General features: G+C 65.6%; 21 protein-coding genes. 18 read left to right on the top strand and 3 right to left on the bottom strand.

The annotated features are described in order from the left end of the window. Positions 1-74: 74 nt before the first annotated feature. The 8 genes from OCK02_RS00810 to lpdA are packed head-to-tail and all read left to right on the top strand — an operon-like array spanning position 75 to position 8,468. On the top strand, positions 75-3,071 hold the full coding sequence (locus tag OCK02_RS00810) for a 2-oxoglutarate dehydrogenase E1 component (RefSeq protein ID WP_230805947.1): 2,997 nt from the start codon (positions 75-77) through the stop codon (positions 3,069-3,071). 15 nt (positions 3,072-3,086) lie between these two features. Continuing rightward, positions 3,087-3,386, top strand: a complete 300-nt coding sequence (locus OCK02_RS00805; protein WP_263811356.1) for a YciI family protein — start codon at positions 3,087-3,089, stop codon at positions 3,384-3,386. 52 nt (positions 3,387-3,438) lie between these two features. Further along, positions 3,439-4,662: a 2-oxoglutarate dehydrogenase complex dihydrolipoyllysine-residue succinyltransferase gene (gene odhB / locus OCK02_RS00800; protein ID WP_263811355.1), complete on the top strand. Its 1,224-nt coding sequence runs from the start codon at positions 3,439-3,441 to the stop codon at positions 4,660-4,662. 12 nt (positions 4,663-4,674) lie between these two features. Next, positions 4,675-5,088: an MAPEG family protein gene (locus tag OCK02_RS00795; protein WP_230805942.1), complete on the top strand. Its 414-nt coding sequence runs from the start codon at positions 4,675-4,677 to the stop codon at positions 5,086-5,088. 42 nt (positions 5,089-5,130) lie between these two features. Continuing rightward, positions 5,131-5,772 (top strand): LysE family translocator, encoded by a 642-nt coding sequence (locus OCK02_RS00790; protein ID WP_263811350.1) that lies wholly within the window; start codon positions 5,131-5,133, stop codon positions 5,770-5,772. A gap of 27 nt (positions 5,773-5,799) precedes the next feature. Further along, the gene (locus OCK02_RS00785) at positions 5,800-6,285 is read left to right on the top strand and encodes a hypothetical protein (RefSeq protein ID WP_263811348.1); all 486 of its coding nucleotides are present in this window, start codon (positions 5,800-5,802) and stop codon (positions 6,283-6,285) included. After that, on the top strand, positions 6,282-7,034 hold the full coding sequence (locus OCK02_RS00780; RefSeq protein WP_263811346.1) for an SDR family oxidoreductase: 753 nt from the start codon (positions 6,282-6,284) through the stop codon (positions 7,032-7,034). Before OCK02_RS00785 ends, OCK02_RS00780 begins: the two co-directional genes overlap by 4 nt. A 27-nt stretch (positions 7,035-7,061) precedes the next feature. Continuing rightward, positions 7,062-8,468 carry a dihydrolipoyl dehydrogenase gene (gene lpdA, locus OCK02_RS00775; RefSeq protein ID WP_263811344.1) on the top strand — a complete coding sequence of 469 codons (1,407 nt, stop codon included), beginning with the start codon at positions 7,062-7,064 and terminating at the stop codon, positions 8,466-8,468. A 111-nt stretch (positions 8,469-8,579) separates the two neighbouring features. Here lpdA and OCK02_RS00770 read toward each other — a convergent pair whose 3' ends face one another. Together OCK02_RS00770 and OCK02_RS00765 are read right to left on the bottom strand one after the other, a co-directional pair. After that, on the bottom strand, positions 8,580-9,662 hold the full coding sequence (locus OCK02_RS00770; RefSeq protein WP_263811342.1) for a TraB/GumN family protein: 1,083 nt from the start codon (positions 9,660-9,662) through the stop codon (positions 8,580-8,582). Positions 9,663-9,801: 139 nt separating this feature from the next. Beyond that, positions 9,802-10,737, bottom strand: a complete 936-nt coding sequence (locus OCK02_RS00765) for a tyrosine recombinase XerC (RefSeq protein WP_263811340.1) — start codon at positions 10,735-10,737, stop codon at positions 9,802-9,804. 134 nt (positions 10,738-10,871) lie between these two features. On the opposite strand from OCK02_RS00765, the gene OCK02_RS00760 reads away from it, so the two are divergent. From OCK02_RS00760 to OCK02_RS00715, 10 genes are all read left to right on the top strand, one after another. Further along, positions 10,872-11,774 carry a GNAT family N-acetyltransferase gene (locus OCK02_RS00760; protein ID WP_263811338.1) on the top strand — a complete coding sequence of 301 codons (903 nt, stop codon included), beginning with the start codon at positions 10,872-10,874 and terminating at the stop codon, positions 11,772-11,774. Between the two features lie 55 nt (positions 11,775-11,829). After that, positions 11,830-12,963, top strand: coding sequence for an AAA family ATPase (locus OCK02_RS00755; RefSeq protein WP_263811336.1), 1,134 nt, complete (start codon positions 11,830-11,832; stop codon positions 12,961-12,963). A 61-nt stretch (positions 12,964-13,024) separates the two neighbouring features. After that, on the top strand, positions 13,025-15,229 hold the full coding sequence (locus OCK02_RS00750) for a primosomal protein N' (protein ID WP_263811335.1): 2,205 nt from the start codon (positions 13,025-13,027) through the stop codon (positions 15,227-15,229). 198 nt (positions 15,230-15,427) lie between these two features. Next, positions 15,428-15,811, top strand: a complete 384-nt coding sequence (locus tag OCK02_RS00745; protein WP_263811334.1) for a DUF4345 domain-containing protein — start codon at positions 15,428-15,430, stop codon at positions 15,809-15,811. Positions 15,812-16,073: 262 nt separating this feature from the next. Continuing rightward, entirely contained in the window at positions 16,074-16,640 is a 567-nt protein-coding gene (locus OCK02_RS00740; RefSeq protein WP_263811331.1) for a F0F1 ATP synthase subunit delta, read from the top strand. Beyond that, positions 16,640-18,169 (top strand): F0F1 ATP synthase subunit alpha, encoded by a 1,530-nt coding sequence (gene atpA, locus OCK02_RS00735; RefSeq protein ID WP_230805918.1) that lies wholly within the window; start codon positions 16,640-16,642, stop codon positions 18,167-18,169. The genes OCK02_RS00740 and atpA overlap by 1 nt, the downstream gene beginning before the upstream one ends. Before the next feature lie 26 nt (positions 18,170-18,195). Continuing rightward, positions 18,196-19,068, top strand: a complete 873-nt coding sequence (locus OCK02_RS00730; RefSeq protein ID WP_263811329.1) for a F0F1 ATP synthase subunit gamma — start codon at positions 18,196-18,198, stop codon at positions 19,066-19,068. 26 nt (positions 19,069-19,094) lie between these two features. Further along, positions 19,095-20,621, top strand: a complete 1,527-nt coding sequence (gene atpD / locus OCK02_RS00725; protein WP_230805913.1) for a F0F1 ATP synthase subunit beta — start codon at positions 19,095-19,097, stop codon at positions 20,619-20,621. A 74-nt stretch (positions 20,622-20,695) separates the two neighbouring features. Further along, positions 20,696-21,103, top strand: coding sequence for a F0F1 ATP synthase subunit epsilon (locus OCK02_RS00720; protein WP_230805911.1), 408 nt, complete (start codon positions 20,696-20,698; stop codon positions 21,101-21,103). Between the two features lie 203 nt (positions 21,104-21,306). Further along, positions 21,307-22,734 (top strand): mannose-1-phosphate guanylyltransferase/mannose-6-phosphate isomerase, encoded by a 1,428-nt coding sequence (locus OCK02_RS00715; protein ID WP_263811327.1) that lies wholly within the window; start codon positions 21,307-21,309, stop codon positions 22,732-22,734. A gap of 20 nt (positions 22,735-22,754) precedes the next feature. Here OCK02_RS00715 and OCK02_RS00710 read toward each other — a convergent pair whose 3' ends face one another. Beyond that, complete coding sequence (locus OCK02_RS00710; protein ID WP_263811326.1) at positions 22,755-23,513, bottom strand: metallophosphoesterase family protein; 759 nt, start codon at positions 23,511-23,513, stop codon at positions 22,755-22,757. Positions 23,514-23,567: the final 54 nt, after the last annotated feature.

Below are 23,567 nucleotides of genomic sequence, written 5' to 3'. Positions count from 1 at the left end.
GGCGGGCGTTTCCCCCGGCGCACCTTCCGGGGTTGATTGAAGTCAGGAGGCGGGCGCGGCGCCCGCGAGCGACCATGGCAAGACAAGACGCCAACGAACAGTTTCAGGTGACGTCGTTCCTCGACGGCGCCAACGCAGCCTATATCGAACAGCTCTATGCCCGCTACGAGCAGGACCCGTCCTCCGTGGCGCCCGAATGGCAGGGCTTCTTCAAGGCTCTCGACGACCGGCCGGCCGATATCCTGAAGGCGGCACAGGGCGCGTCCTGGAAGAAGAAGAACTGGCCGATCGCCGCCAATGGCGAGCTCGTATCGGCGCTCGACGGCGACTGGGGCACGGTCGAAAAGGCCGTGGAGAAGAAGATCAAGGCGAAGGCCGAGGAGACGGCGGCCTCGACCGGCGTCCCGGTCAACGCCAGTGACGTCCAGCAGGCGAGCCGCGATAGCGTGCGCGCCATCATGATGATCCGCGCCTACCGCATGCGCGGCCACCTGCACGCCAAGCTCGATCCGCTCGGCCTCGCCGATCCGGTGGAGGACTATGACGAGCTGTCGCCGAAGTCCTACGGCTTCTCGGAAGCCGACTACAGCCGCCCGATCTTCCTCGACAACGTGCTCGGCCTCGAATACGGGACGATCCCGCAGATGCTGGAGATCCTCGAGCGGACCTATTGTTCGACGCTCGGCGTCGAGTTCATGCACATCTCCGATCCGGAGATCAAGGCATGGATCCAGGCGCGCATCGAGGGCCCCGACAAGGGCGTCGACTTCACGCCGGAAGGCAAGAAGGCAATCCTGCAGAAGCTGATCGAGTCGGAAGGCTTCGAGCAGTTCATCGACGTCAAGTACAAGGGCACCAAGCGTTTCGGCCTCGATGGCGGCGAAGCGCTGATCCCGGCACTGGAACAGATCATCAAGCGCGGTGGCCAGGAAGGCCTGAAGGAGATCGTCCTCGGCATGGCCCATCGTGGCCGACTGAACGTGCTCTCCCAGGTGATGGCCAAGCCGCACCGGGCGATCTTCCACGAGTTCAAGGGCGGCTCCTATGCGCCCGACGACGTGGAAGGCTCGGGCGACGTGAAGTACCACCTCGGCGCCTCGTCAGACCGTGAGTTCGACAACAACAAGGTCCACCTGTCGCTGACGGCGAACCCCTCGCACCTGGAGATCGTCAACCCGGTCGTCATGGGCAAGGCGCGCGCCAAGCAGGACCAGATGGCGACCGTCTTCGAAGGCGACATCATCCCCTTGCGCGAGCGCGTCAAGGTGATGCCGCTTCTGATCCATGGCGACGCGGCCTTTGCCGGCCAGGGCGTCATTTCCGAGATCCTCGGCCTGTCCGGCCTGCGCGGCTATCGCGTCGCCGGGACGATGCACGTCATCATCAACAACCAGATCGGCTTCACCACCAATCCGGCCTTCTCGCGCTCGTCGCCCTATCCGTCCGACGTCGCCAAGATGATCGAGGCGCCGATCTTCCACGTCAACGGCGACGATCCGGAAGCGGTCGTCTACGCCGCCAAGATCGCCACCGAATACCGGATGAAGTTCCACAAGCCGGTCGTGCTCGACATGTTCTGCTACCGTCGCTTCGGTCACAACGAAGGCGACGAGCCGGCGTTCACGCAGCCGAAGATGTACAAGGCGATCCGCGCCCACAAGACGGTCGTGCAGATCTACGGCCAGCGCCTGATCGACGAGGGGCTGATCACCGAGGGCGAACTGGAGAAGATGAAGGCCGACTGGCGCGCGAACCTGGAGCAGGAGTTCGACGCCGGCCAGTCCTACAAGCCGAACAAGGCCGACTGGCTGGATGGCGTCTGGTCGGGCCTGCGCACGGCCGACAATGCCGACGAGCAGCGTCGCGGCAAGACCTCGGTGCCGATGAAGCAACTGAAGGAGATCGGCCGCAAGCTCTCCACCATTCCTGATGGTTTCAAGGCGCACCGCACGATCCAGCGCTTCATGGACAACCGCGCCCAGATGATCGAGACCGGCGAAGGTCTCGACTGGGCGATGGGCGAGGCGATGGCCTTCGGCTCTCTGGCCGTCGAGGGTACCAAGATCCGCCTGTCCGGCCAGGATTGCGAGCGCGGCACCTTCTCGCAGCGCCATTCGGTGCTCTACGACCAGGAGACCGAGGAGCGCTTCATTCCGTTGGCGAACCTGTCGCCGACCCAGGCGCGCTACGAGGTCATCAACTCGATGCTCTCGGAAGAGGCGGTGCTCGGCTACGAATACGGCTACTCGCTGGCGCGGCCGAATGCGCTGACGCTATGGGAAGCCCAGTTCGGCGACTTCGCCAACGGCGCCCAGGTGGTGTTCGACCAGTTCATCTCGTCGGGCGAGCGCAAGTGGCTACGCATGTCGGGCCTCGTCTGCCTGCTGCCGCACGGCTACGAGGGCCAGGGGCCGGAGCATTCGTCCGCCCGCCTCGAACGCTTCCTGCAGCTTTGCGCGGAAGACAACATGCAGGTCGCCAACGTCACGACGCCGGCGAACTACTTCCATATCCTGCGCCGGCAGATCAAGCGCGACTTCCGCAAGCCGCTGATCCTGATGACGCCGAAGTCGCTGCTGCGCCACAAGCGGGCAGTCTCGAGCCTGTCGGAGCTTGCCGGCGAGAGCTCGTTCCACCGCCTGCTGTGGGACGACGCAGAGGTGATTAAGGACGGCCCGATCAAGCTGCAGAAGGACGCCAAGATCCGTCGCGTCGTCATGTGCTCGGGCAAGGTCTACTACGACCTGCTCGAGGAGCGCGAGAAGCGGGGTATCGACGACGTCTACCTGCTGCGCCTGGAGCAGCTCTATCCGTTCCCGGCCAAGGCGCTCATCAACGAGCTGTCGCGCTTCCGTCATGCGGAGATGGTCTGGTGCCAGGAAGAGCCGAAGAACATGGGCGCCTGGTCGTTCATCGACCCCTACCTGGAGTGGGTGCTCGCCCACATCGATGCCAAGCACCAGCGCGTCCGCTACACCGGCCGCCCGGCAGCGGCGTCGCCGGCGACGGGCCTGATGTCCAAGCATCTCGCGCAACTGGCGGCGTTCCTCGAGGACGCGCTCGGCGGCTAAGGGGAGGGCGGCGCGATGGCATATTTCCACTTGAGACTCGTGCCGCCGCGCCCCACCTTCCCGCATGACGCGACGGAGCCTGAGATGAAGGCCATGGACCGGCATGCAGACTACTGGCGCGAGAAGGCCACGGCCGGGACGGCGATCGCCGCCGGCCCGGTCTTCGAAGGCGAGGGGGCGTGGGGCATGGCCCTCGTCGAAGTGGAGAATGCCGATGCGGCGCTATTGCTCGCCGATGCCGATCCGGTGATCCTTGCCGATATCGGCTTCCGGTACGACATCGCGCCCGTGCCGACCCTGATCCTCCGGTCGTAACACGCCGGATCCGCAACGAAATTCAACCAATCAACATTTCAGGACTTGAACAATGGCTACTGAAATCCGCGTTCCGACCCTCGGCGAATCCGTCAGCGAAGCGACCGTCGGCACCTGGTTCAAGAAGGTCGGCGATGCCGTCAAGGCGGACGAACCGCTCGTCGAACTGGAAACCGACAAGGTGACCGTCGAAGTGCCGGCACCGGCCTCCGGCGTGCTGTCCGAGATCGTGGCGGCGAACGGCGAGACGGTCGGTCTCGGGGCCCTGCTCGGCCAGATCGCCGAAGGCGCTTCCGCCGGTGCCGCAGCTCCCGCCGCCAAGGCTGCCGAGCCGGCACCCGCCGCAGCAGCGCCGGCAGCAGCTTCCTCCTCGATGCCGCCGGCTCCGGCGGCCGCAAAGATGCTCGCCGAGAACAACCTTTCGGCAGACCAGGTCGACGGCTCCGGCAAGCGCGGCCAGGTGCTGAAGGGCGACGTGCTCGCTGCCGTCGCCAAGGGCATCTCCGCTCCGGCAGCTTCTGCCGCGCCGATCCAGATCCAGATCCAGGCCCGCGCCCCGTCCTCCGAGGCCGATGCTCCGCGCGAGGAACGCGTGAAGATGACGCGCCTGCGCCAGACCATCGCCAAGCGTCTGAAGGATGCCCAGAACACCGCCGCCATGCTGACCACCTACAACGAGGTGGACATGAAGGCGGTCATGGACCTGCGCACCAGGTACAAGGAGATCTTCGAGAAGAAGCACGGCGTGAAGCTCGGCTTCATGGGCTTCTTCACCAAGGCGATCACGCACGCGCTGAAGGAGCTTCCGGCGGTCAACGCCGAGATCGACGGCACCGACATCATCTACAAGAACTTCTGCCACATCGGCATGGCCGTTGGCACCGACAAGGGCCTCGTGGTCCCGGTCATCCGCGACGCCGACCAGATGTCGATCGCCGAGATCGAGAAGGAACTGGCGCGTCTCGCCAAGGCCGCCCGTGACGGCTCGCTGTCGATGGCCGACATGCAGGGCGGCACCTTCACCATCACCAACGGCGGCGTCTACGGCTCGCTGATGTCCTCGCCCATCCTGAATGCGCCGCAGTCGGGCATTCTCGGCATGCACAAGATCCAGGAGCGCCCGGTCGCGATCGGTGGCCAGGTCGTGATCCGTCCGATGATGTACCTGGCGCTCTCCTACGATCACCGCATCGTCGACGGCAAGGAAGCCGTGACGTTCCTGGTCCGGGTCAAGGAAAGCCTGGAAGATCCGGAACGCCTCGTCCTGGACCTGTAAGGACCAGCCGGGATGGACGCCGCAGCGCTCGCCGCTTCACCGTTTGTCACGCTCGTGGCGTGGAGCGCGGCGCTGCTCGTCTTCCAGGTGATGCTGCAGGGCGCGCTGGCGACCCACGACCGCGGGGCGGACTGGAACGCCGGCCCGCGCGACGGGGAGGCCAAGCCGCTCGGCAAGCTCGCCGGGCGGGTGGAGCGGGCTTCCGCCAACCTGCGCGAGACCTATCCGGCCTTCGTCGGCCTCGCGCTGGCGCTGGCCCTTTCGGGCGATCCGTCCGGCTGGGGCCATAGCGGCGCGCTGTTGTGGTTCGCCTGCCGCATTCTCTACATACCGCTCTATCTGGCGGGCATCGCCTATGTCCGCTCGCTGGTCTGGCTCGGCTCGCTGGCCGGACTTTTCGTGATGTTCGCTGCCCTCGTCTTGTGATCGACGCGCCGCGTCCGCCGTTCGGGCGCACCGGAGACTGGAATGCATAGCTACCTGATCGAACTTGCTTCGCTGATGGCGATCTTCGCCTTCGCCATCGTCTCCCCCGGCGCCGACCTCGCCATGGTCATGCGCCAGTCGATCGTGCACGGCAGGCGGTCGGCGATCATCACCTCGTTCGGCATCGGCGCCTCGCTGATGTTCCACGTCAGCTACACGATCCTGGGCCTCGGCCTGATCATCTCCCAGTCGATCTATCTGTTCAACATCGTCAAATGGTGCGGCGTCGCCTATCTCGTCTATATCGGCATCAAGGCGCTCAGGGCCGGCCGGACGGAGATCGAAGCGCCGGTGGCTGGAGGCGCAGCAGACGGCAGGCGACAGCCGGCGCTGCGGGCCTTCGGCCTCGGCTTCATGGCGAACGCGCTGAACCCCAAGGCAGTGTTCTTCTTCCTGTCGATCTTCTCCACCGTCGTCAGTGCGCATACGCCGATCATGGTGAAGTTCGGCTACGGGCTCGTCATGGCGAGCTGCCTGATCGCCTGGTTCGTCGGCGTGTCCCTGTTCATGACGACGCCGAGGATGCGCGCGGCCTTCTCGCGCGCCAGCCAGTGGATCGATCGCACCAGCGGGGTCGTCTTCATCGCGCTCGGCATCAAGCTTGCGACGGAACGGGCCGGTTGATCCATGCGCGTCTGCCGCCCTCTCCTGATGGCATCGGTCCTTTCGATCTCGCTTGCGAGCGCGTCGCTGGCGGCGCCGTGCCCGCAGGCGCAGGCGATCTATGTCGACAGGGACGGGGTCTACGAACTCGCCTTCGAGCCGGTCGGGTCGGAGGCGGCAGTGGTCAGCCATCTGTTCAAGATCCGGCAGGTGAAGGGCGCGCTGTTCCTGAACGGCCATATCATGCCCGGCGACGAGGTGGCGCGGTCGAACGGCATGGTCATGCACAATTGCCCGACGGGTGACGTAACCGGCGAGGAGATCGCCGCCTGCACCGTCTGGGAAGGGGTGATCTATCCGGTCGGCTCAGACGGGGATATCGGCGAGACCGTGCCCGAGGAAGGGGCGGACGCCGCCGAGAGGCTGCTGCTTTCCGGTTTCGGTCCAGCGCTTCGCTATTCCAATGCCTGGGAAGAAAACAAGCTCACCAGCGTTCCCTGGGACGTCCTGGTCTATAAGGGGTGTGCGCAATGATCGACAGTCCCGTCCTGCTCGTGACCGGCGGAAGCCGCGGTATCGGTGCCAGCGTCTGCAGGCTGGCGGCTGCGGCCGGCTGGCAGGTGGCGGTCAACTATGCCTCGAACGCTGACGCTGCCAATGCAGTGGTCGACGACATCCGCAAGGGCGGCGGGTCGGCCGTGGCGGTGGAGGGCGACGTCGGCACCGAGGCGGGGCTTGCCTCGATCTTCTCCGCGGTGGATGCGACGTTTTCGCGGCTCGACGGGCTCGTCAACAATGCGGGCATCATCGGCCACCCCGCCCGGCTGGACGAGATCGGCGTCGAGCGGCTCGACCGCCTGTTCGCCGTCAACGTGATCGGCTCGATCCGCTGCGCGCAGGAAGCGATCCGGCGCATGTCCACCCGCCATGGCGGCCGCGGCGGGTCGATCGTCAACATTTCCTCCATGGCGGCCCTGATCGGCGCGGCCGGGCAATATGTCGACTATGCCGCGACCAAGGGCGCCATCGAGAGCTTCACCATCGGCCTTGCACGTGAGATCGCCGCCGAAGGCATCCGCGTCAACCTGGTGCGTCCCGGCATCATCGACACCGACATCCACGCTTCCGGCGGCCTGCCGGACCGGGCGCGCGAGATGGCTTCGGCCATTCCGATGCAGCGGCCGGGCACGGCCGACGAAGTGGCGCAGTCCGTTCTCTATCTACTCTCCGACGCGGCATCCTATGTCACGGGTGCCGCCCTCAACGTCAGCGGCGGCCGGTAGGCCGTCCGCGCTCAGGAAGGACATTCAATGGCATATGATCTCGTTGTTATCGGTTCCGGTCCGGGCGGCTACGTCTGCGCCGTCAAGGCGGCCCAGTTCGGCCTGAAGGTCGCCGTCGTCGAGAAGCGCGCGACCTATGGTGGCACCTGCCTCAACATCGGCTGCATCCCCTCCAAGGCCTTGCTGCACGCTTCCGAAATGTACAGCCACGCCGCCCATGGCATGGACAGCCTCGGCATCGAGGGGCTGGCGCCGAAGCTGAACCTTGAAAAGATGCTGGGTCACAAGGATGCGACGGTGAAGTCCAACGTCGACGGCGTCGCCTTCCTGTTCAAGAAGAACAAGATCGACGGTATCCAGGGCACCGGCAAGGTGCTGGGCGCCGGCAAGGTCGCCGTCACCAACGACAAGGGTGAGGAGCAGGTGCTGGAGACGAAGGCGATCGTGATCGCCACAGGCTCCGACGTCGCCGGCATCCCGGGCGTCAAGGTCGACATCGACGAGACGGTGATCGTCTCCTCCACCGGCGCGATCGCCCTGGAGAAGGTGCCGGAGAACCTGATCGTCGTCGGCGGCGGCGTGATCGGGCTCGAGCTCGGCTCGGTGTGGATGCGCCTCGGTTCGAAGGTCACGGTCGTCGAATACCTCGACACGATCCTCGGCGGCATGGACGGCGAGGTCTCCAAGCAGTTCCAGCGCATGCTGGCCAAGCAGGGCATGGATATCCGCGTCGGCGCGAAGGTGACCGGCGTCGAGAAGACCAAGTCCGGCGCGAAGGTGACCTTCGAACCGGTCAAGGGCGGCGAGGCGACCACGATCGAAGCCGATGTGGTGCTGATCGCCACCGGACGCCGGCCCTATACGGACGGGCTGGGCCTGGCAGAAGCCGGCGTCGCGCTCGACAGCCGCGGCCGCGTCGAGATCGACGGCCACTTCCAGACCAACGTTGCCGGCATCTATGCCATCGGCGACGTCGTGCGCGGCCCGATGCTGGCCCACAAGGCCGAGGACGAGGGTGTGGCGCTGGCCGAGATCCTTGCCGGCCAGGCCGGCCACGTGAACTACGACGTGATCCCGAGCGTGGTCTACACCCAGCCGGAAGTCGCCTCCGTCGGCAAGACCGAAGAGGAGCTGAAGGCTGCGGGCGTCGCCTACAAGGTCGGCAAGTTCCCGTTCTCGGCCAATGGCCGCGCGCGTGCCATGCTCGCCACCGACGGCTTCGTCAAGATCCTCGCCGACAAGGAGACCGATCGCGTGCTCGGCGGCCACATTGTCGGCTTCGGCGCCGGCGAGATGATCCACGAAATCACCGTACTGATGGAGTTCGGCGGCTCGGCCGAGGATCTCGGCCGCACCTGCCATGCCCACCCGACCATGTCGGAAGCGGTCAAGGAAGCAGCGCTCGGCGCCTTCTTCAAGCCGATCCACATGTAATCCGGCCCGGCCCGGCCCGGCCCGGAAAAGATCAGGCCCCGGTCTGCGAGTGCGGACCGGGGCCTTCCTTTTGTCGTGTGTGCGTTCAATGGCTGCCGGGTTCGACCGGTGCTATCGCACCGGCGTCATCGTGAAACCTTCCGCGCGCAGCAGTTCCACCACGCCTTCCCTGCCCGGCAGGTGCAGGGCGCCGACGGCGATGAAGACGTTGCCATCGGCGAGGATGGGGGCGGCGCGCTCGGCCATGCGGTGGTTGCGGTCGATGATGATGCGCTGCTCGAAATCGGCGTAGCCGCTGTCGTCGCCTTCGGTGCCCGGTGGCGGCATGCGCATCAACGGCATGATCATGCCGGTCTGTCCGGAGAGATAGAGCTGGCTCATCGTCTCGATGACGTCTTCTATGCCGTCGCCGAGCTGGACCACCTGGAGCAGGCCGGCCAGTTGCGGCTCGAGCGGCAGGCTGTCGAGTGCCGTGATCTGTTCGACCATCGTCTCCAGCCCCTTCAGCGTCTTGCCGTCTTCGATCGCGTTCTGCGCGAGCTTCTGGTCGAGGAAGGCGATGCCCGCCTGCTTGCGGGCCATTTCGCAGGAGGGAATGGCCACGAAGCTCATGATCATCCACGGCTTCATGCGCGCCATCGCCGCAAGCGAGAGGCCGCGCGCCTTCAGGCCATCGGCGAGGGCTGCGGCGTCCTTCTCGTCCAGCAATCCGGTAATCGTCCGGCCGTCGGTGAACATGGTGAGGTCGGGGCGGGCGAGGATCGTCGCACTCGCCTTCTTCGCATCGGCGATTTCGTCGGATTCGACGACGACCGTCCGTGCTTCGGTGTAGGCTGCCTGCGCCGCCTCCGGCATCGCGATCACCCGCGGATCGGTCACGTGCATGGTGCCGAGCAGGTAGGAGGGCGGCGTGCCCGCTTTCTCGATCTTCCAGAAGATGCCTTCGCCGTTCGGCGACGCCTTCGCTTCCCCGACCAGCTTCGCATAGGCGGCCGGATCGCTCGCCTGCAGCTCGGGAAGCAGGTTCTTGCCCGCGCAGGCGACCGGCTCGGCGGCATTTGCGGGCGACAGCGACAGCAGGACGAAGAGGAGGGACGCAGCGACGAGGACATGCAGCGAGGCTGCGAGCCACAGCATCGTATCGGCCAGGCGGTCTGGGAAGGCTGCCCGCGGCAGGAGAGGCGATCGGTTCATGGTGTTCGGTGTCCCTGCGACGTCCTTGCGATTTTCGCTCAACCCTAGCCGTCCGGCCCTCACAATCCCTTAACGGGCGGCGCGCGGACGCAAAGCCCGGCCCATTGTGACGACGTGCCGTGGCGACCCTGCGGCAGGCTCAGGCGCGGGGATGGGCGCGGTCGTAGATCTCCAGCAGCCTGGCCGAATCGACGCCGGTATAGACCTGGGTCGTCGAAAGGCTCGCGTGCCCCAGCAGCTCCTGGATCGTGCGCAGGTCGCCGCCGCCGGCGAGAAGATGGGTGGCGAAGGAGTGGCGAAGCGCATGCGGGGTGGCGCTGTCGGGCAGGCCAAGGGCGCCGCGCAGCTTCTGCATCTCGCGCTGGATGATCGCCGGTTGCAGCGTGCCGCCGCGGGCGCCGCGAAAGAGCGGCTTGTCGCGGGCGAGCGGGAAGGGGCAAAGGCGCAGGTAGTCCCCGACGCCGTCCCGCGCCGCCTGCAGGAGCGGGACGATACGGGTCTTGCCGCCCTTGCCGGTGATGCGCAGCGCCGCAGGCGCGTCGGCGAAGTCCTCCGGCGTCAATGCCAAGGCTTCGGAGATGCGCAGGCCGCAGCCGTAGAGTAGCGTCAGCACCGCGGCGTTGCGCACGCTGATCCAGGGCTCCTCCGACAATTGCGCGCCGGCATCGACAACGGCGAGCGCCTGCACGTCGGTCAGGGGCTTGGGCAGGGATTTCGGCTGCTTCGGCGAGCGGATCGCAGCCGCGCCGGCTGCGTTGACAAGGCCCTTGCGCTCCAGGTGGCGCAGGAAGGAGCGCAGGCCCGCAAGCCCACGGCCGAGCGTGCGCGCGCCGGCTCCGTCTCTCCGGCGTGCGGCAAGAAAGCCGCGCAGGTCCGCCGGCCGCAGGTTGCCGATGTCCTTCAGGCGTGCCGGCGAGGCGAGGTGGCCGGTGAGGAATGCCAGGAACTGGCGCGTGTCGCGTTCATAGGCCTCCAGCGTATTGTCCGAAAGCCGCCGTTCTTCGGCCAGCGCCGAAAGCCATGCTGCGCGCTCGGAAAGCAGGGCCGGGTCGGCGATGATGAGCAGTTGATCCATGTTCGCCACCTGTTGCTGCGGGCGGTCCATCTTGCGGTCCGTGCGGTTAGGGATTTGTTAACATTGACATCGTTCCTGTCACGCTTAGATCATATGGAACTGCGATAGGAAGCTGGACTCGAGCAGGCGGACCCATGGCAAGACGTGATTCGGGAACAGCGTTCGGGCATCTCGCCGAGACGGTGGCGCTCGTCTCGCACGGGCAGCCCGGCCACATCGTCGATACGCTGATCGCAGAGCGCGGCACCCGCATCGTCGAGCATCCCCTGTGGCCGGTGATGCGGCCGTTCCTCTATACGCTCCTCAATTATCGCCGGGCGATCGAGTTCGCCGATGCCGTCGCCAACATGCCCGGCTTCCAGGCCTTCGAATTCCTGAGTTCGGCGCTGGAACTGGACGTGGCGGTGCGCAACGAGGAACGCATTCCGGAAAAGGGCGGCTTCCTGCTCGTCAGCAACCATCCGACGGGGATCGCCGACGGCGTCGCCGTGTTCGACCTGATGAAGCGCCGGCGGCCCGACATGATGTTCTTCGCCAACCGTGATGCCATCCGGGTCAATCCGCGCTTCGTCGAGATGATCATCCCGGTCGAATGGCGCGAGGAGCACAAGAGCAAGCTGAAGACGCGCGAGACGCTGCAGATCACCAACCGGGCGATCGCCGAGGGCAAGGCCGCCGTCCTCTTTCCTTCCGGCCGCATCGCCTATTGGGCGAACGGGCGGCTGAACGAACGGCCGTGGAAGATCTCGGCCGTCTCGCTGGCCCGCAAGTACGACCTGCCGATCCTGCCCGTCCATATGTCGGCGCGCAATTCCGGGTTGTTCTACTGGCTCGCCAAATGGTCGACGGAACTGCGGGACATGACCGTGTTCCACGAGCTTCTGAACAAGAAGAGCAACCGCTTCGAATTCACCGTCGGCAACATGATCCGGCCGGAGCAACTGGCCGGCGATCCGGTCGACGTCACCAGGGCGTTGGAGCACCATTGCGTGTCCTCGCTGGCCGCGGATCCGGACGCGCGGTTCCAGCAGCTCTGACCTCAGTTCCGCTTTTTCCCTTTTCTCCGCCGGCGGGAATCGCTTAGTTGAGGCGATGATGCTGCGCTCCATGCTTGCCGAAAACTACCGTTCGCTACGGTCGATCCGCATGGATCTCGGCCAGGTGAACCTGTTCGTCGGTGAGAACGGCACCGGAAAGTCCAATCTCTACCGATCGCTCCAGCTCGTCCAGGCGGCTGCGCGCGGGACGCTTGCAAACGAGATCGCAGCCGAAGGCGGCATGGCCTCGGTCCTGTGGACGGGGCGCCGCAAGCCGAACGAGCCGGTTCGCGTCCGGCTCGAGGCCGAGCTTCTCGACGAGGAACGCGCCATCACCTTCCGATACGGGATCGAGGCGGGGCTCCGGCCGCCGGCGGCTGCCGGGTTCGCCTTCGAGCCGCAGATCAAGACCGAGGAGCTTTCGATCGAGACCGGGCGGCGACCGGTCACCGTGCTGAAGCGCGCCGGCCCGGGGATCATGGTACGTGGCGAGACGGGACGGATGGAAGAGCATCCGGAACAGGCGCTGACTTCGGAGACGGCGCTCTCCCTGATCGGCGATGCGGGGCACTATCCCGAGATCGGCGCCTTCCGCCGGGCCGTGTTGCAATGGCGCTTCTTCCACGGCTTCCGGACGGACCGCGATTCGCCGCTCCGTCAGCCGTGCCTTTCGGTCACCGCACCGATGCTGGACGAGGACGGCGGCAACCTTGCCGCCGTGTTCGCCACGCTCGCCCATATCCGGCAGGACACGGTCGATCTCGAAAGGGCGATCGCCGCTGCCTTCGAGGGCGCGTGGCTGTCGATACCGGAGCCCGGCGAGTTCGCATCCTTCGGGCTGGTGTTTCCGCAGTTTCCGAAGCGGCTGTTCCAGCCACGCGAACTCTCCGACGGGCAGATCCGTTTCCTCGCGCTCGCCGCCGCGCTCCTTTCCTATCGCCGCCCGCCGCTGGTGGCGCTGAACGAGCCGGAGGCGAGCCTGCACCCCTCCATGCTGCCGCCGCTGGCAGCGATGATCGCAAGTGCCGCGCGCACCAGCCAGGTGTGGCTCGTCACCCATTCGGAGCTTCTGGCGCGCGAGGTGGAGAGCCGCTGCGGCGTGCGGGCGAGGCGGGTGATCCGCAACGACGGCGCCACCTGGATCGAGGGGATGCGGCTGAGCGGCGAGATCGCGGAGGACGACGCATGAGCGCGCGGCCGTCCTTCCGGCGCCGTCGGTCCCGCGGCACCCATTCAGGCAGCGGTGCGCGATGAACCGGCTGACCGACGATCTCTTCGGCGGCGCGCCGAAGCCCAGGACTGCGCCCGTGCTGGTGCCGATGCCGGCGCCGCGGGCCTATTCCTATACGGTGCCCGCCGAGATGGCGGTCGAGCCCGGCTCGATCGTGCAGGTGCCGCTCGGCTCGCGTCTCGTCGCCGGCGTCGTCTGGGACCGGACCGGTGAGGACGACGTCGATCCGAAGAAGCTCAGGCCGATCGAAAAAGTGTTCGACTGCCCGCCGCTGACGCAGGAGATGCGCGCCTTCGTCGACTGGGTTTCCGCCTATACGCTGACGCCGCCCGGGCTCGTGGCGCGCATGGCGCTGCGCGCGCCGGCCGCCTTCGATCCCGAGCCGATGATCGAGGGACTGCGCTTCACCGGCGTGCGCCCGGAGCGCATGACGGCGGCGCGCGAACGCGTGCTGGCGCTGGTCGACGAGGGCATTCCCTGGACCCGTTCCGGTCTTGCGCATGCCGCCGGAACCTCCTCCAGCGTCATCGACGGGCTGACCGCGCAGGGCAGTTTCGAGACGATCTTCCTGCCGCCGCCGCCGGTGGTGGCAAAGCCCGATCCCGACTACGCCGCCCCGCGACTGGAAGGACCGCAGACGGATGCCGCCGCCGATCTCGTCGAACAGGTCCGGAACGGGCACTTCGCCGTCGCGCTGATCGACGGCATTACCGGTTCCGGCAAGACGGAAGTCTATTTCGAGGCGATCGCCGAGGTGCTGCGGCAGGGTCGGCAGGTGCTGATCCTTCTGCCCGAGATCGCACTGACGGCGAGCTTTCTCGAGCGATTCCAGGACCGGTTCGGGGCAAAGCCGGCCGAGTGGCATTCGGATCTCGCTCCGCGGACGCGCGAGAAGGTGTGGCGGCAGGTGACGACCGGGGAGGTGCGCGTTGTCGCCGGCGCGCGCTCGGCCCTGTTCCTGCCCTTCGAGGATCTCGGGCTCGTGATCGTCGACGAGGAGCACGATCCGGCCTACAAGCAGGAGGACCGGGTCTTCTACAATGCCCGCGACATGGCGGTGGTGCGGGCCCGGATCGGCAATTTCCCGGCCGTTCTGGTTTCGGCGACGCCGTCGGTCGAAAGCCGTGTCAACGCCGACATTGGCCGCTACCAGGCGCTGCACCTGCCGACCCGCTTCGGCGCGGCGGCGCTGCCCGACCTGCATCTCGTCGACCTGCGCCGGCATCCGCCCCAGCGCGGCGGCTTCCTGTCGCCGGTGATGATCCGGGCGATCGGCAAGACGGTCGAGCGTGGCGAGCAGGCGCTGCTCTTCCTCAATCGCCGCGGCTATGCACCGCTGACGCTCTGCCGCGTCTGCGGCCACCGGTTCCAGTGCCCGCAATGCGCAAGCTGGCTGGTCGAGCACAGGTTCCGCGGCCAGATCCAGTGCCATCACTGCGGCTATGCCGAGCGTACGCCGGAGGCTTGCCCCGAATGCGGTACCTTCGACCATCTGGCCGCCTGCGGTCCCGGCGTCGAGCGCATCGCCGAGGAGGTGGAGAAGCATTTTCCCGAGGCGCGCACCATCGTGCTGTCCTCCGACCTGATGGGCGTCAAGCGGCTGCGGTTGGAGCTCGAGGCGATCGCAAAGGGGGAGGCCGACATCGTGATCGGCACCCAACTGGTGGCCAAGGGGCACAATTTCCCGCTGATGACGCTGGTCGGGATCGTCGATGCCGATCTCGGCCTTTCCAACGGCGATCCGCGGGCGGCCGAGCGCACCTTCCAGCTCCTGTCGCAGGTCACCGGGCGGGCGGGGCGCACGGGGCTGAAGAGCCATGGTCTGATCCAGACCTATCAGCCGCTTCATCCCGTCATGCAGGCGATCGTCTCGGGCGATGCCCGCGACTTCTACGAGCGCGAGATCGGCGAACGGGAGAAGGCGCTGCTGCCGCCGTTCGGCCGGCTGGCCTCGGTGATCGTTTCCGCCGACAGCCGGGCGGAGGCGGAAGGCCATGCCCGCGGGCTGCGACAGTCCGCACCGGGCGTCTCCGGCATTGCGATCCTCGGCCCGGCCGAGGCACCGCTGGCGCTGATTCGCGGTCGCCACCGGTTCCGCCTTCTCGTCCACGGCCAGCGTTCCAGCGACATGCAGGCCTATCTCAGGACCATGCTGACGAACGGACCGAAGGAACGGGGCTCGATCCTCGTGCAAGTGGACATCGATCCGCAGAGCTTTCTGTAGGCCAGTCACCGGGCTCTCCGCAGGGAACTTCCAGGTGCGCCGGTGTCACTTTGTCGCAGCCGTCGGCGCTGGACGCCTTCCCCGCTTCGCCGCGCAGAAACGCGCCCGGGCTCGTGCAAAAACCGCAGCCGACGGATTCCGTGCGGCGAGCGAGTGTGCCATAAGGCAGTCGGATCAGGCAGTGCCGGGAGAGCCTTCATGGAGTTCTACATTCCGACCGATACGGGCGAACTCCTGGCCTTCTGCGCGGCGCTGGCCGCCTGCCTGCTCGGGCTCGTCGGGCTGTTCGCGCCGCGGTTGTCGCTGAAGGTGAATGGTCTGCAGCCGCGCGACGGCAGCAACGAAGGCTACGCGGCCGCCCGGTCGCTCGGCGGCTTCCATGCGGGGCTGGCGCTCTGTGCCGTGATGGTCGCGCAGGACTGGGCCTATCTCGCGGTCGGATCCGCCTTCGCGCTCGCTTCCTTCGGCCGCATCCTGTCGATGATGTCGGATGCCTCGTTCACGCTCAAGAGCCTGGGGCTGCTTGTGGCGCAGTTCGTCCTGTCGCTCTTGCCGCTCGCCTATGTTTTCGGTTTCGTCTGAGGCCATTTTCCGCTTCCGGACGCAGCTTTCGCCGGGGCGGATTCATTTTTGCCAAAATTCGGCCCAAGGGTGCCCCACTTATCAAGGATTCCTGTGCCTGCGCGTGTTGCGAGTCCGAAGTTCCTATGCTAGACGAACCGCGAATTTCAGAAAATGCGGGCGTTCAAGCTTGCGGGGACTGAAGATAATCGCAACGAATTCAGGGTGTTAAGTTTACGGGCAATCCGCAAGCTGCCGCTCTGGATGAAAATAAGAGAAGCTTGTGCCCGTGGCAGACACATCCCAGCTTATTTCCGGTGTTGCAGAAAGATACGCATCGTCGCTTTTCGAGCTGGCGCTCGAAGCCAACAGCGTTGATGCCGTGGGTTCCGACCTCGCCCGCTTCCAGGCGATGATCGATGACAGCGCGGACCTCAAGCGCCTGATCCAGAGCCCGGTCTTCTCCGCCGAAGAGCAGGCAAAGGCCATCGCCGCGATCGTCGCCAAGGCGGGTCTCTCGGGTCTCGTTGCAAACTTCCTCAAGGTCGTGGCATCCAACCGCCGGCTCTTCGCCGTGCCGGGGATGATCAAGGCCTATCGCGTGATCGCCGCCCGCCAACGTGGCGAGATCACGGCCGAAATAACCTCCGCGCATGCGTTGACCGCAGCGCAGGAGACCGAATTGAAGGCGGCGCTCAAGAGCGTCACCGGCAAAGACGTGGCGATCGCCGTCACCGTCGACCCGTCCATTCTCGGTGGTCTGATCGTCAAGGTCGGGTCCCGCCAGATCGACACCTCCCTTCGCACCAAACTCTCTACCCTTAAGCTTGCACTGAAAGAGGTCGGCTGATGGATATCCGCGCCGCGGAAATCTCCGCAATTCTCAAAGATCAGATCAAAAACTTCGGCAAAGAGGCGGAAGTCTCGGAAGTCGGCCAGGTGCTCTCCGTCGGTGACGGTATTGCCCGCGTCTACGGCCTCGACAACGTCCAGGCCGGCGAAATGGTCGAATTCCCGGGCGGAATTCGCGGCATGGCGCTGAACCTCGAAAGCGACAACGTCGGTGTCGTTATCTTCGGCTCGGACCGTGACATCAAGGAAGGCGACACCGTCAAGCGGACTGGCGCCATCGTGGACGTCCCGGTCGGTCCGGAGCTGCTCGGCCGCGTCGTCGACGCGCTCGGCAACCCGATCGACGGCAAGGGTCCGATCAACGCCAAGAAGCGCGCCCGCGTCGACATCAAGGCTCCGGGCATCATTCCGCGCAAGTCGGTGCACGAGCCGATGTCGACCGGCCTCAAGGCCATCGACGCGCTGATCCCGGTCGGCCGCGGCCAGCGCGAGCTGGTCATCGGCGACCGCCAGACCGGCAAGACCGCGATCATTCTCGACACGTTCCTCAACCAGAAGCCGATCCACGACAACGGCCCGGACCAGGACAAGCTGTACTGCGTCTACGTCGCCATCGGCCAGAAGCGTTCGACGGTTGCCCAGTTCGTGAAGGTTCTCGAAGAGCGCGGCGCTCTGCAGTACTCGATCATCGTTGCTGCCACGGCCTCCGACCCGGCTCCGATGCAGTACCTCGCTCCGTTCGCCGGCTGCGCGATGGGTGAGTATTTCCGCGACAACGGCCAGCACGCCCTGATCGGCTACGACGACCTTTCCAAGCAGGCCGTCGCCTACCGCCAGATGTCGCTGCTGCTGCGCCGCCCGCCGGGCCGCGAAGCCTATCCGGGCGACGTCTTCTACCTGCACTCCCGCCTGCTCGAGCGCGCTGCAAAGCTCAACGACGAGATGGGCGCAGGCTCGCTGACGGCTCTGCCGGTCATCGAGACCCAGGGCAACGACGTTTCGGCGTTCATCCCGACCAACGTGATCTCGATCACCGACGGCCAGATCTTCCTCGAAACCGACCTGTTCTACCAGGGTATCCGCCCGGCCGTTAACGTCGGCCTGTCGGTTTCCCGCGTCGGCTCGTCCGCGCAGATCAAGGCGATGAAGCAGGTTGCCGGCTCGATCAAGGGCGAACTCGCTCAGTATCGCGAAATGGCCGCCTTCGCCCAGTTCGGTTCGGACCTCGACGCTGCAACGCAGCGCCTGCTGAACCGTGGTGCACGCCTGACCGAACTCCTGAAGCAGCCGCAGTTCTCGCCGCTGAAGACGGAAGAGCAGGTCGCCGTGATCTTCGCCGGTGTCAACGGCTATCTCGACAAGCTGCCGGTCAACCAGGTCGGCAAGTTCGAGCAGGGTCTGCTTTCCTACATGCGTACGGAAGGCAAGGGCATCCTCGACGCGATCCGCACGGAGAAGGCCATCAGCGACGACACCAAGGGCAAGCTCAAGGCTGCTCTCGACGCCTTCGCCAAATCCTTCGCCTGAGCCTCCCAGTCTAGGACGGAAAACGGATGCCTTCACTTAAGGATCTGAAGAACCGGATCGCCTCCGTCAAGGCGACGCAGAAGATCACCAAGGCGATGAAAATGGTCGCCGCGGCGAAGCTTCGGCGTGCGCAGGAGGCGGCCGAGGCCGCCCGGCCCTATTCTCAGCGCATGAGCGCGGTTCTGGCCAACATCGCCCAGGCGGTCGGCCAGGACGACAGCGCGCCGCGGCTGATGACGGGGACCGGCAAGGACGACGTGCACCTGCTCGTCGTCTGCACGGCGGAACGCGGCCTCTGCGGCGGCTTCAACTCGCAGATCGCCCGCCTTGCCCGCGACCATACGCGCAAGCTTCTGGCGAACGGCAAGACGGTCAAGATCATCTGCGTCGGCAAGAAGGGCTTCGACATCCTTCGCCGCGAGTTCGCATCGCTGATCATCGATCGCGTCGACCTACGCGAAGTCAAGAAGCTCGGCTTCGGCAATGCCGACGAGATCGGCCGCAAGGTCATCGGGCTGTTCGACAAGGGCGAGTTCGACGTCTGCACGCTGTTCTATTCCGAGTTCAAGTCGGTCATCGCGCAGATCCCGACGGCGCAGCAGCTGATCCCGGCCTCCGCCGGCGAAGCTGTCGAGCAGTCCGACGCGATCTACGACTACGAGCCCGATGCGGCAGCGATCTTGGGCGATCTCATCCCGCGCAACATCTCCGTCCAGATCTTCCGGGCCCTGCTCGAGAACGTCGCCGGCGAGATGGGTGCCAAGATGAGCGCCATGGACAACGCGACGCGCAATGCCGGTGAGATGATCAACAAGCTGACGCTCAGCTACAACCGCCAGCGTCAGGCTCAGATCACCAAGGAACTCATCGAAATCATCTCGGGCGCCGAAGCGCTCTAAGGACCAGGACAAAGAGGGTAAGAATCATGGCTAAGGCAGCTACCCCGAAAGAAACCGCAGCGGCGAAGAAGCCTGCTGCTCCGCGCAAGCCGGCAGCCGCCAAGGCCGCTGCTCCCGTTTCGGCGGTCTCTGCGAAGGGTGCGACCGGACGCGTGACGCAGGTCATCGGCGCCGTCGTCGACGTCGCGTTCGACGGTGAGCTGCCGCTCATCCTGAACGCGCTGGAAACCGACAACAACGGCAACCGCCTCGTTCTCGAGGTCGCCCAGCACCTCGGTGAGAACACGGTTCGCACGATCGCCATGGACGCGACCGAAGGTCTGGTCCGTGGCCAGCCCGTCGTCGATACCGGCGCCCCGATCTCGGTCCCGGTCGGTGACGAGACGCTCGGCCGCATCATGAACGTCATCGGCGAGCCGGTCGACGAAGCCGGTCCGCTGAAGACCAAGGCCAGGCGCGCGATCCACCAGGACGCCCCGGCTTATGTCGAGCAGTCGACTGAAGCGCAGATCCTCGTCACCGGCATCAAGGTCGTCGACCTTCTCGCTCCCTACGCCAAGGGCGGCAAGATCGGCCTGTTCGGCGGCGCCGGCGTCGGCAAGACGGTTCTGATCATGGAACTGATCAACAACGTCGCAAAGGCCCACGGTGGATATTCGGTGTTTGCAGGCGTGGGTGAACGCACCCGCGAAGGCAACGACCTCTATCACGAAATGATCGAGTCGGGCGTGAACAAGCTCGGCGGCGGCGAAGGCTCCAAGGCTGCCCTCGTCTACGGCCAGATGAACGAACCGCCGGGCGCGCGCGCCCGCGTCGCTCTGACCGGTCTGACGATCGCCGAAGACTTCCGCGACAAGGGCCAGGACGTTCTGTTCTTCGTCGACAACATCTTCCGCTTCACCCAGGCCGGCTCGGAAGTGTCGGCTCTGCTCGGCCGTATTCCTTCGGCCGTGGGTTACCAGCCGACGCTCGCAACCGACATGGGCCAGATGCAGGAACGCATCACCACGACGACCAAGGGCTCGATCACCTCGGTTCAGGCGATCTACGTTCCGGCCGACGACTTGACCGACCCGGCACCGGCAACCTCGTTCGCCCACCTGGACGCAACGACGGTTCTGTCGCGTTCGATCGCCGAAAAGGGCATCTATCCGGCCGTTGACCCGCTCGACTCCACCTCGCGCATGCTCGACCCGATGATCGTCGGTGAAGAGCACTACGAAGTGTCGCGCAAGGTGCAGACGACCCTGCAGCGTTACAAGTCGCTCCAGGACATCATCGCCATCCTCGGCATGGACGAACTGTCCGAAGACGACAAGCTGGCCGTTGCCCGCGCCCGCAAGATCGAGCGCTTCCTGTCGCAGCCGTTCTTCGTCGCCGAAGTCTTCACCGGTTCGCCGGGCAAGCTGGTCGCTCTCGAAGACACGATCAAGGGCTTCAAGGGCCTGGTCAACGGCGAGTACGACCACCTGCCGGAAGCTGCCTTCTACATGGTCGGCTCCATCGAGGAAGCCATCGAGAAGGCGAAGAAGCTGGCTGCCGAAGCCGCTTGATCCCGGAAAGTTCCGGACGCCTGCAATGCGGGCGTCCGTTCCTGACCTGATGAAATCAGCAGAAGTGAATGGTCATGGCCGACAGTTTCAACTTTGAACTCGTTTCCCCCGAGCGCCTGCTGCTCTCCGGCAGCGTGACCGCGGTCGTCATTCCGGCCTCGGAAGGCGAGATGACCGTCATGGCCAACCACGCGCCGACGATGACGACGATCCAGCCCGGCGTCGTGACGGTGACGTTTGCCGATGGCAAAACGGATCGTTATGTGGTGTTCGGCGGCTTTGCCGATATCCTGCCGACCGGCTGCACGCTGCTGGCGGAATCGGCCGTCCACATCGACGAGATCAGCCGCGACGATATCGCCAAGCGCATCGAGGCTGCTCGCGGCGAGCTCGACGCGGCGCCGAACGACGAGCATCGCGCCGGTATCGAGCGCTATATCGCCCAGCTCGGCACCGTGCAGGGCACGATCCTGCCCGCCTGAAAGGGTGAATAGACCGAACAAGACCCCGCTCCGGCGGGGTTTTTTATTGGAACTGTGGAACCGTGCCGGCCGCGCCTGCTTTAACTACATGGCGAAGTTGCCCCGTGCGGCGGGACTATTTGCTAGGAAGCGAGGCAGTTTACTGCTTCAATGGCGGCCGGTGCCGTTACGCCGGCCTATTATACGTTATGGAATGAGGATCGATGTCTCAGAAAATCATCCCCGTCGTCATGGCGGGCGGAAAGGGCACGCGGTTGTGGCCCCTCTCGCGTTCGACGGCTCCCAAGCAGTTCATGGACCTGATGGGCAAGAAGACGCTGTTCCAGCGCACGCTTGAGCGGGTCGGCGACGAAGAGCTGTATGAGGCTCCGATCATCCTGACCAATGCGGAGTTCCGCTTCCTCGTCGCCGAGCAGGCCCGGCTGATCGACCGGCCGCTCGCCAGGATCCTGCTCGAGCCCGTGGCGCGCAACACCGCGCCGGCGCTCGCGGTCGCGGCCCTGATCGTCGCGCGGGACTTCGGTGAGGACGCGATCATGCAGGTCCTGGCCTCCGACCACGAGATTGTCGAGAACAAGGTCTATTTCGACAGCGTGGCGCGGGCGCGCGATGCGGCCGAGAAGGGGCGGCTTGTGACCTTCGGGATCACGCCGACCGAGGCTGCGACGGGTTACGGCTATATCGAGAAGGGCGAGGAACTCGGCGGTGGCGCCTTCACGGTCAAGCGCTTCATCGAAAAGCCGGACCAGGAGAAGGCCGAACGGCTGATCGCCGAGGGCGGCTATCTCTGGAATTCCGGGATGTTCATGCTGCCGGTCGGGCTGTTCCTGCAGGAACTGCGACAGCTCGCACCAGAAATCATGGACGCGGCGACGCAGGCGGTGTCGGCCTCGAAGGACGACCTGGATTTCGTGCGGCTGGACGAGGAGGCTTTTTCGAAGGCGCCGGATATCTCGATCGACTACGCCATCTTCGAGAAGACGCCGATGGCGGCTGTCGTTCCCTCGCCGATCGAGTGGTCGGATCTCGGCAGCTGGGATTCGGTCTGGAAGCTCGGCGCGCAGGACGATGACGGCAACGTCGCCGATGGCCGCACGACGCTGCTCGACACCCGCAATTCGCTGGTGCTGTCGAAGGACATCCATGTGGCCGTGCAGGGGCTTTCCGACATCGCCGTCATCGCCAGCGAGGACGCGGTCTATGTCGGGCGGATGGAGGACAGCCAGAACGTCGGCAAGCTGGTCAAGTTCCTCGCCTCGAAGAAGGCGACCGCGCCGCTGACCGAAACCCATCGCACCTCCTATCGCCCGTGGGGCGGCTATACGTCGGTGCTGAACGGCGATCGCTTCCAGGTGAAGCGGCTGTTCGTCAAGCCGGGGCGCCGGCTGTCATTGCAGAAGCACCACCATCGCTCGGAGCACTGGATCGTCGTGCGCGGAACGGCCGACGTGACGATCGGCGACAGGACCATTCCGCTGCGTGAAAACGAGTCGGTCTATATCCCGCAGGGCGAAGTGCACCGGCTGGCCAATCCCGGCAAGATCCTGCTGGAACTGATCGAGGTCCAGACCGGATCCTATCTCGGCGAGGACGACATCATCCGCATCGAGGACGAATTCGGGCGGGAATAGCCCGATCCGGCGGGGGTGCCTCAGACGAACCGTGCCCCCGTCGCGTCGACCCTGAGTACGGTCAGGCGGCCGGTGGCGAAGCAGCCGGTGTCGATGCCGATGCGGCCGGGCGCGAGGTCAGGCTCCGCGCTCGGCGTGTGGCCGTGCACCACGATCAGCGGCAGCCCCGGGCCCTCGGTCAGAAACGGCTCCCGGATCCAGATGAGATCCTCGTCCTGCTGGCTTTCGAGGGCTACGGCAGGCCTTATGCCGGCATGGACGAAGAGATAGTTCCCGACATGCAGGAAGACCGGAAGGCCGGCCAGGAAGGACAAATGCGCCTGCGGAACGGCGCGCATCAGCCCGGCGCCGTCGCGCCACAGGGCCTCCTCCGGATCGATGCCATAGGATTCAAGCGTCACCGCGCCGCCGAAGTTCGGCCCGAGCCAATACATCCAGCCGGACGGATCGCGCAGGAAATTCAGGAACGTGTCGTCATGATTGCCGCAAAGGGCGATCCGGGCGAGGCCATCATCGTGCCGCCCGGTCAGGTGATCGAGCACTGCGGCCGAATGCGGACCGCGATCGACATAGTCGCCGAGATAGACGACCAGCGCCGTCCCGCCCGAGCGCCGGGCCGCGTCCTTGCGGATGCGTTCCTCCGCCTCGATCATCTGGTCGTAGCAGCCGTGGATGTCGCCCACGGCATAGAGCGGCGGTGGCGGCCCCTCGAGACGTAGCCGGCGCCTGGCGCGATGGTGGACCGGGATTTCGACGAGGCGGTATGAGGAAGGGTGCATCTTCATAGCTTAGAACATGACGTGCCTGCGGAGAACGCGTTTTCGATTCGGCGT

Origin of the sequence: Rhizobium sp. TRM96647 (genome assembly GCF_025780115.1) — a bacterium.
Classification (GTDB): domain Bacteria; phylum Pseudomonadota; class Alphaproteobacteria; order Rhizobiales; family Rhizobiaceae; genus Mycoplana.
Note: the sequence above shows the minus strand (reverse complement) of the source record. Positions and strands in the feature narration are given on the sequence as shown.

Bases quoted from the DNA above. Each gene is read 5' to 3' on its own strand.
- OCK02_RS00780 (WP_263811346.1), top strand. From the start codon at position 6,282: ATGATCGACAGTCCCGTCCTGCTCGTGACCGGCGGAAGCCGCGGTATC.
- OCK02_RS00720 (WP_230805911.1), top strand. From the start codon at position 20,696: ATGGCCGACAGTTTCAACTTTGAACTCGTTTCCCCCGAGCGCCTGCTG.
- OCK02_RS00760 (WP_263811338.1), top strand. From the start codon at position 10,872: ATGGCAAGACGTGATTCGGGAACAGCGTTCGGGCATCTCGCCGAGACG.
- OCK02_RS00730 (WP_263811329.1), top strand. From the start codon at position 18,196: ATGCCTTCACTTAAGGATCTGAAGAACCGGATCGCCTCCGTCAAGGCG.
- atpA (WP_230805918.1), top strand. From the start codon at position 16,640: ATGGATATCCGCGCCGCGGAAATCTCCGCAATTCTCAAAGATCAGATC.
- OCK02_RS00765 (WP_263811340.1), bottom strand. From the start codon at position 10,737: ATGGATCAACTGCTCATCATCGCCGACCCGGCCCTGCTTTCCGAGCGC.
- OCK02_RS00805 (WP_263811356.1), top strand. From the start codon at position 3,087: ATGGCATATTTCCACTTGAGACTCGTGCCGCCGCGCCCCACCTTCCCG.
- atpD (WP_230805913.1), top strand. From the start codon at position 19,095: ATGGCTAAGGCAGCTACCCCGAAAGAAACCGCAGCGGCGAAGAAGCCT.
- OCK02_RS00790 (WP_263811350.1), top strand. From the start codon at position 5,131: ATGCATAGCTACCTGATCGAACTTGCTTCGCTGATGGCGATCTTCGCC.
- OCK02_RS00810 (WP_230805947.1), top strand. From the start codon at position 75: ATGGCAAGACAAGACGCCAACGAACAGTTTCAGGTGACGTCGTTCCTC.
- odhB (WP_263811355.1), top strand. From the start codon at position 3,439: ATGGCTACTGAAATCCGCGTTCCGACCCTCGGCGAATCCGTCAGCGAA.
- lpdA (WP_263811344.1), top strand. From the start codon at position 7,062: ATGGCATATGATCTCGTTGTTATCGGTTCCGGTCCGGGCGGCTACGTC.
- OCK02_RS00795 (WP_230805942.1), top strand. From the start codon at position 4,675: ATGGACGCCGCAGCGCTCGCCGCTTCACCGTTTGTCACGCTCGTGGCG.
- OCK02_RS00710 (WP_263811326.1), bottom strand. From the start codon at position 23,513: ATGCACCCTTCCTCATACCGCCTCGTCGAAATCCCGGTCCACCATCGC.
- OCK02_RS00750 (WP_263811335.1), top strand. From the start codon at position 13,025: ATGAACCGGCTGACCGACGATCTCTTCGGCGGCGCGCCGAAGCCCAGG.
- OCK02_RS00785 (WP_263811348.1), top strand. From the start codon at position 5,800: ATGGCATCGGTCCTTTCGATCTCGCTTGCGAGCGCGTCGCTGGCGGCG.
- OCK02_RS00770 (WP_263811342.1), bottom strand. From the start codon at position 9,662: ATGAACCGATCGCCTCTCCTGCCGCGGGCAGCCTTCCCAGACCGCCTG.
- OCK02_RS00755 (WP_263811336.1), top strand. From the start codon at position 11,830: ATGATGCTGCGCTCCATGCTTGCCGAAAACTACCGTTCGCTACGGTCG.
- OCK02_RS00745 (WP_263811334.1), top strand. From the start codon at position 15,428: ATGGAGTTCTACATTCCGACCGATACGGGCGAACTCCTGGCCTTCTGC.
- OCK02_RS00715 (WP_263811327.1), top strand. From the start codon at position 21,307: ATGTCTCAGAAAATCATCCCCGTCGTCATGGCGGGCGGAAAGGGCACG.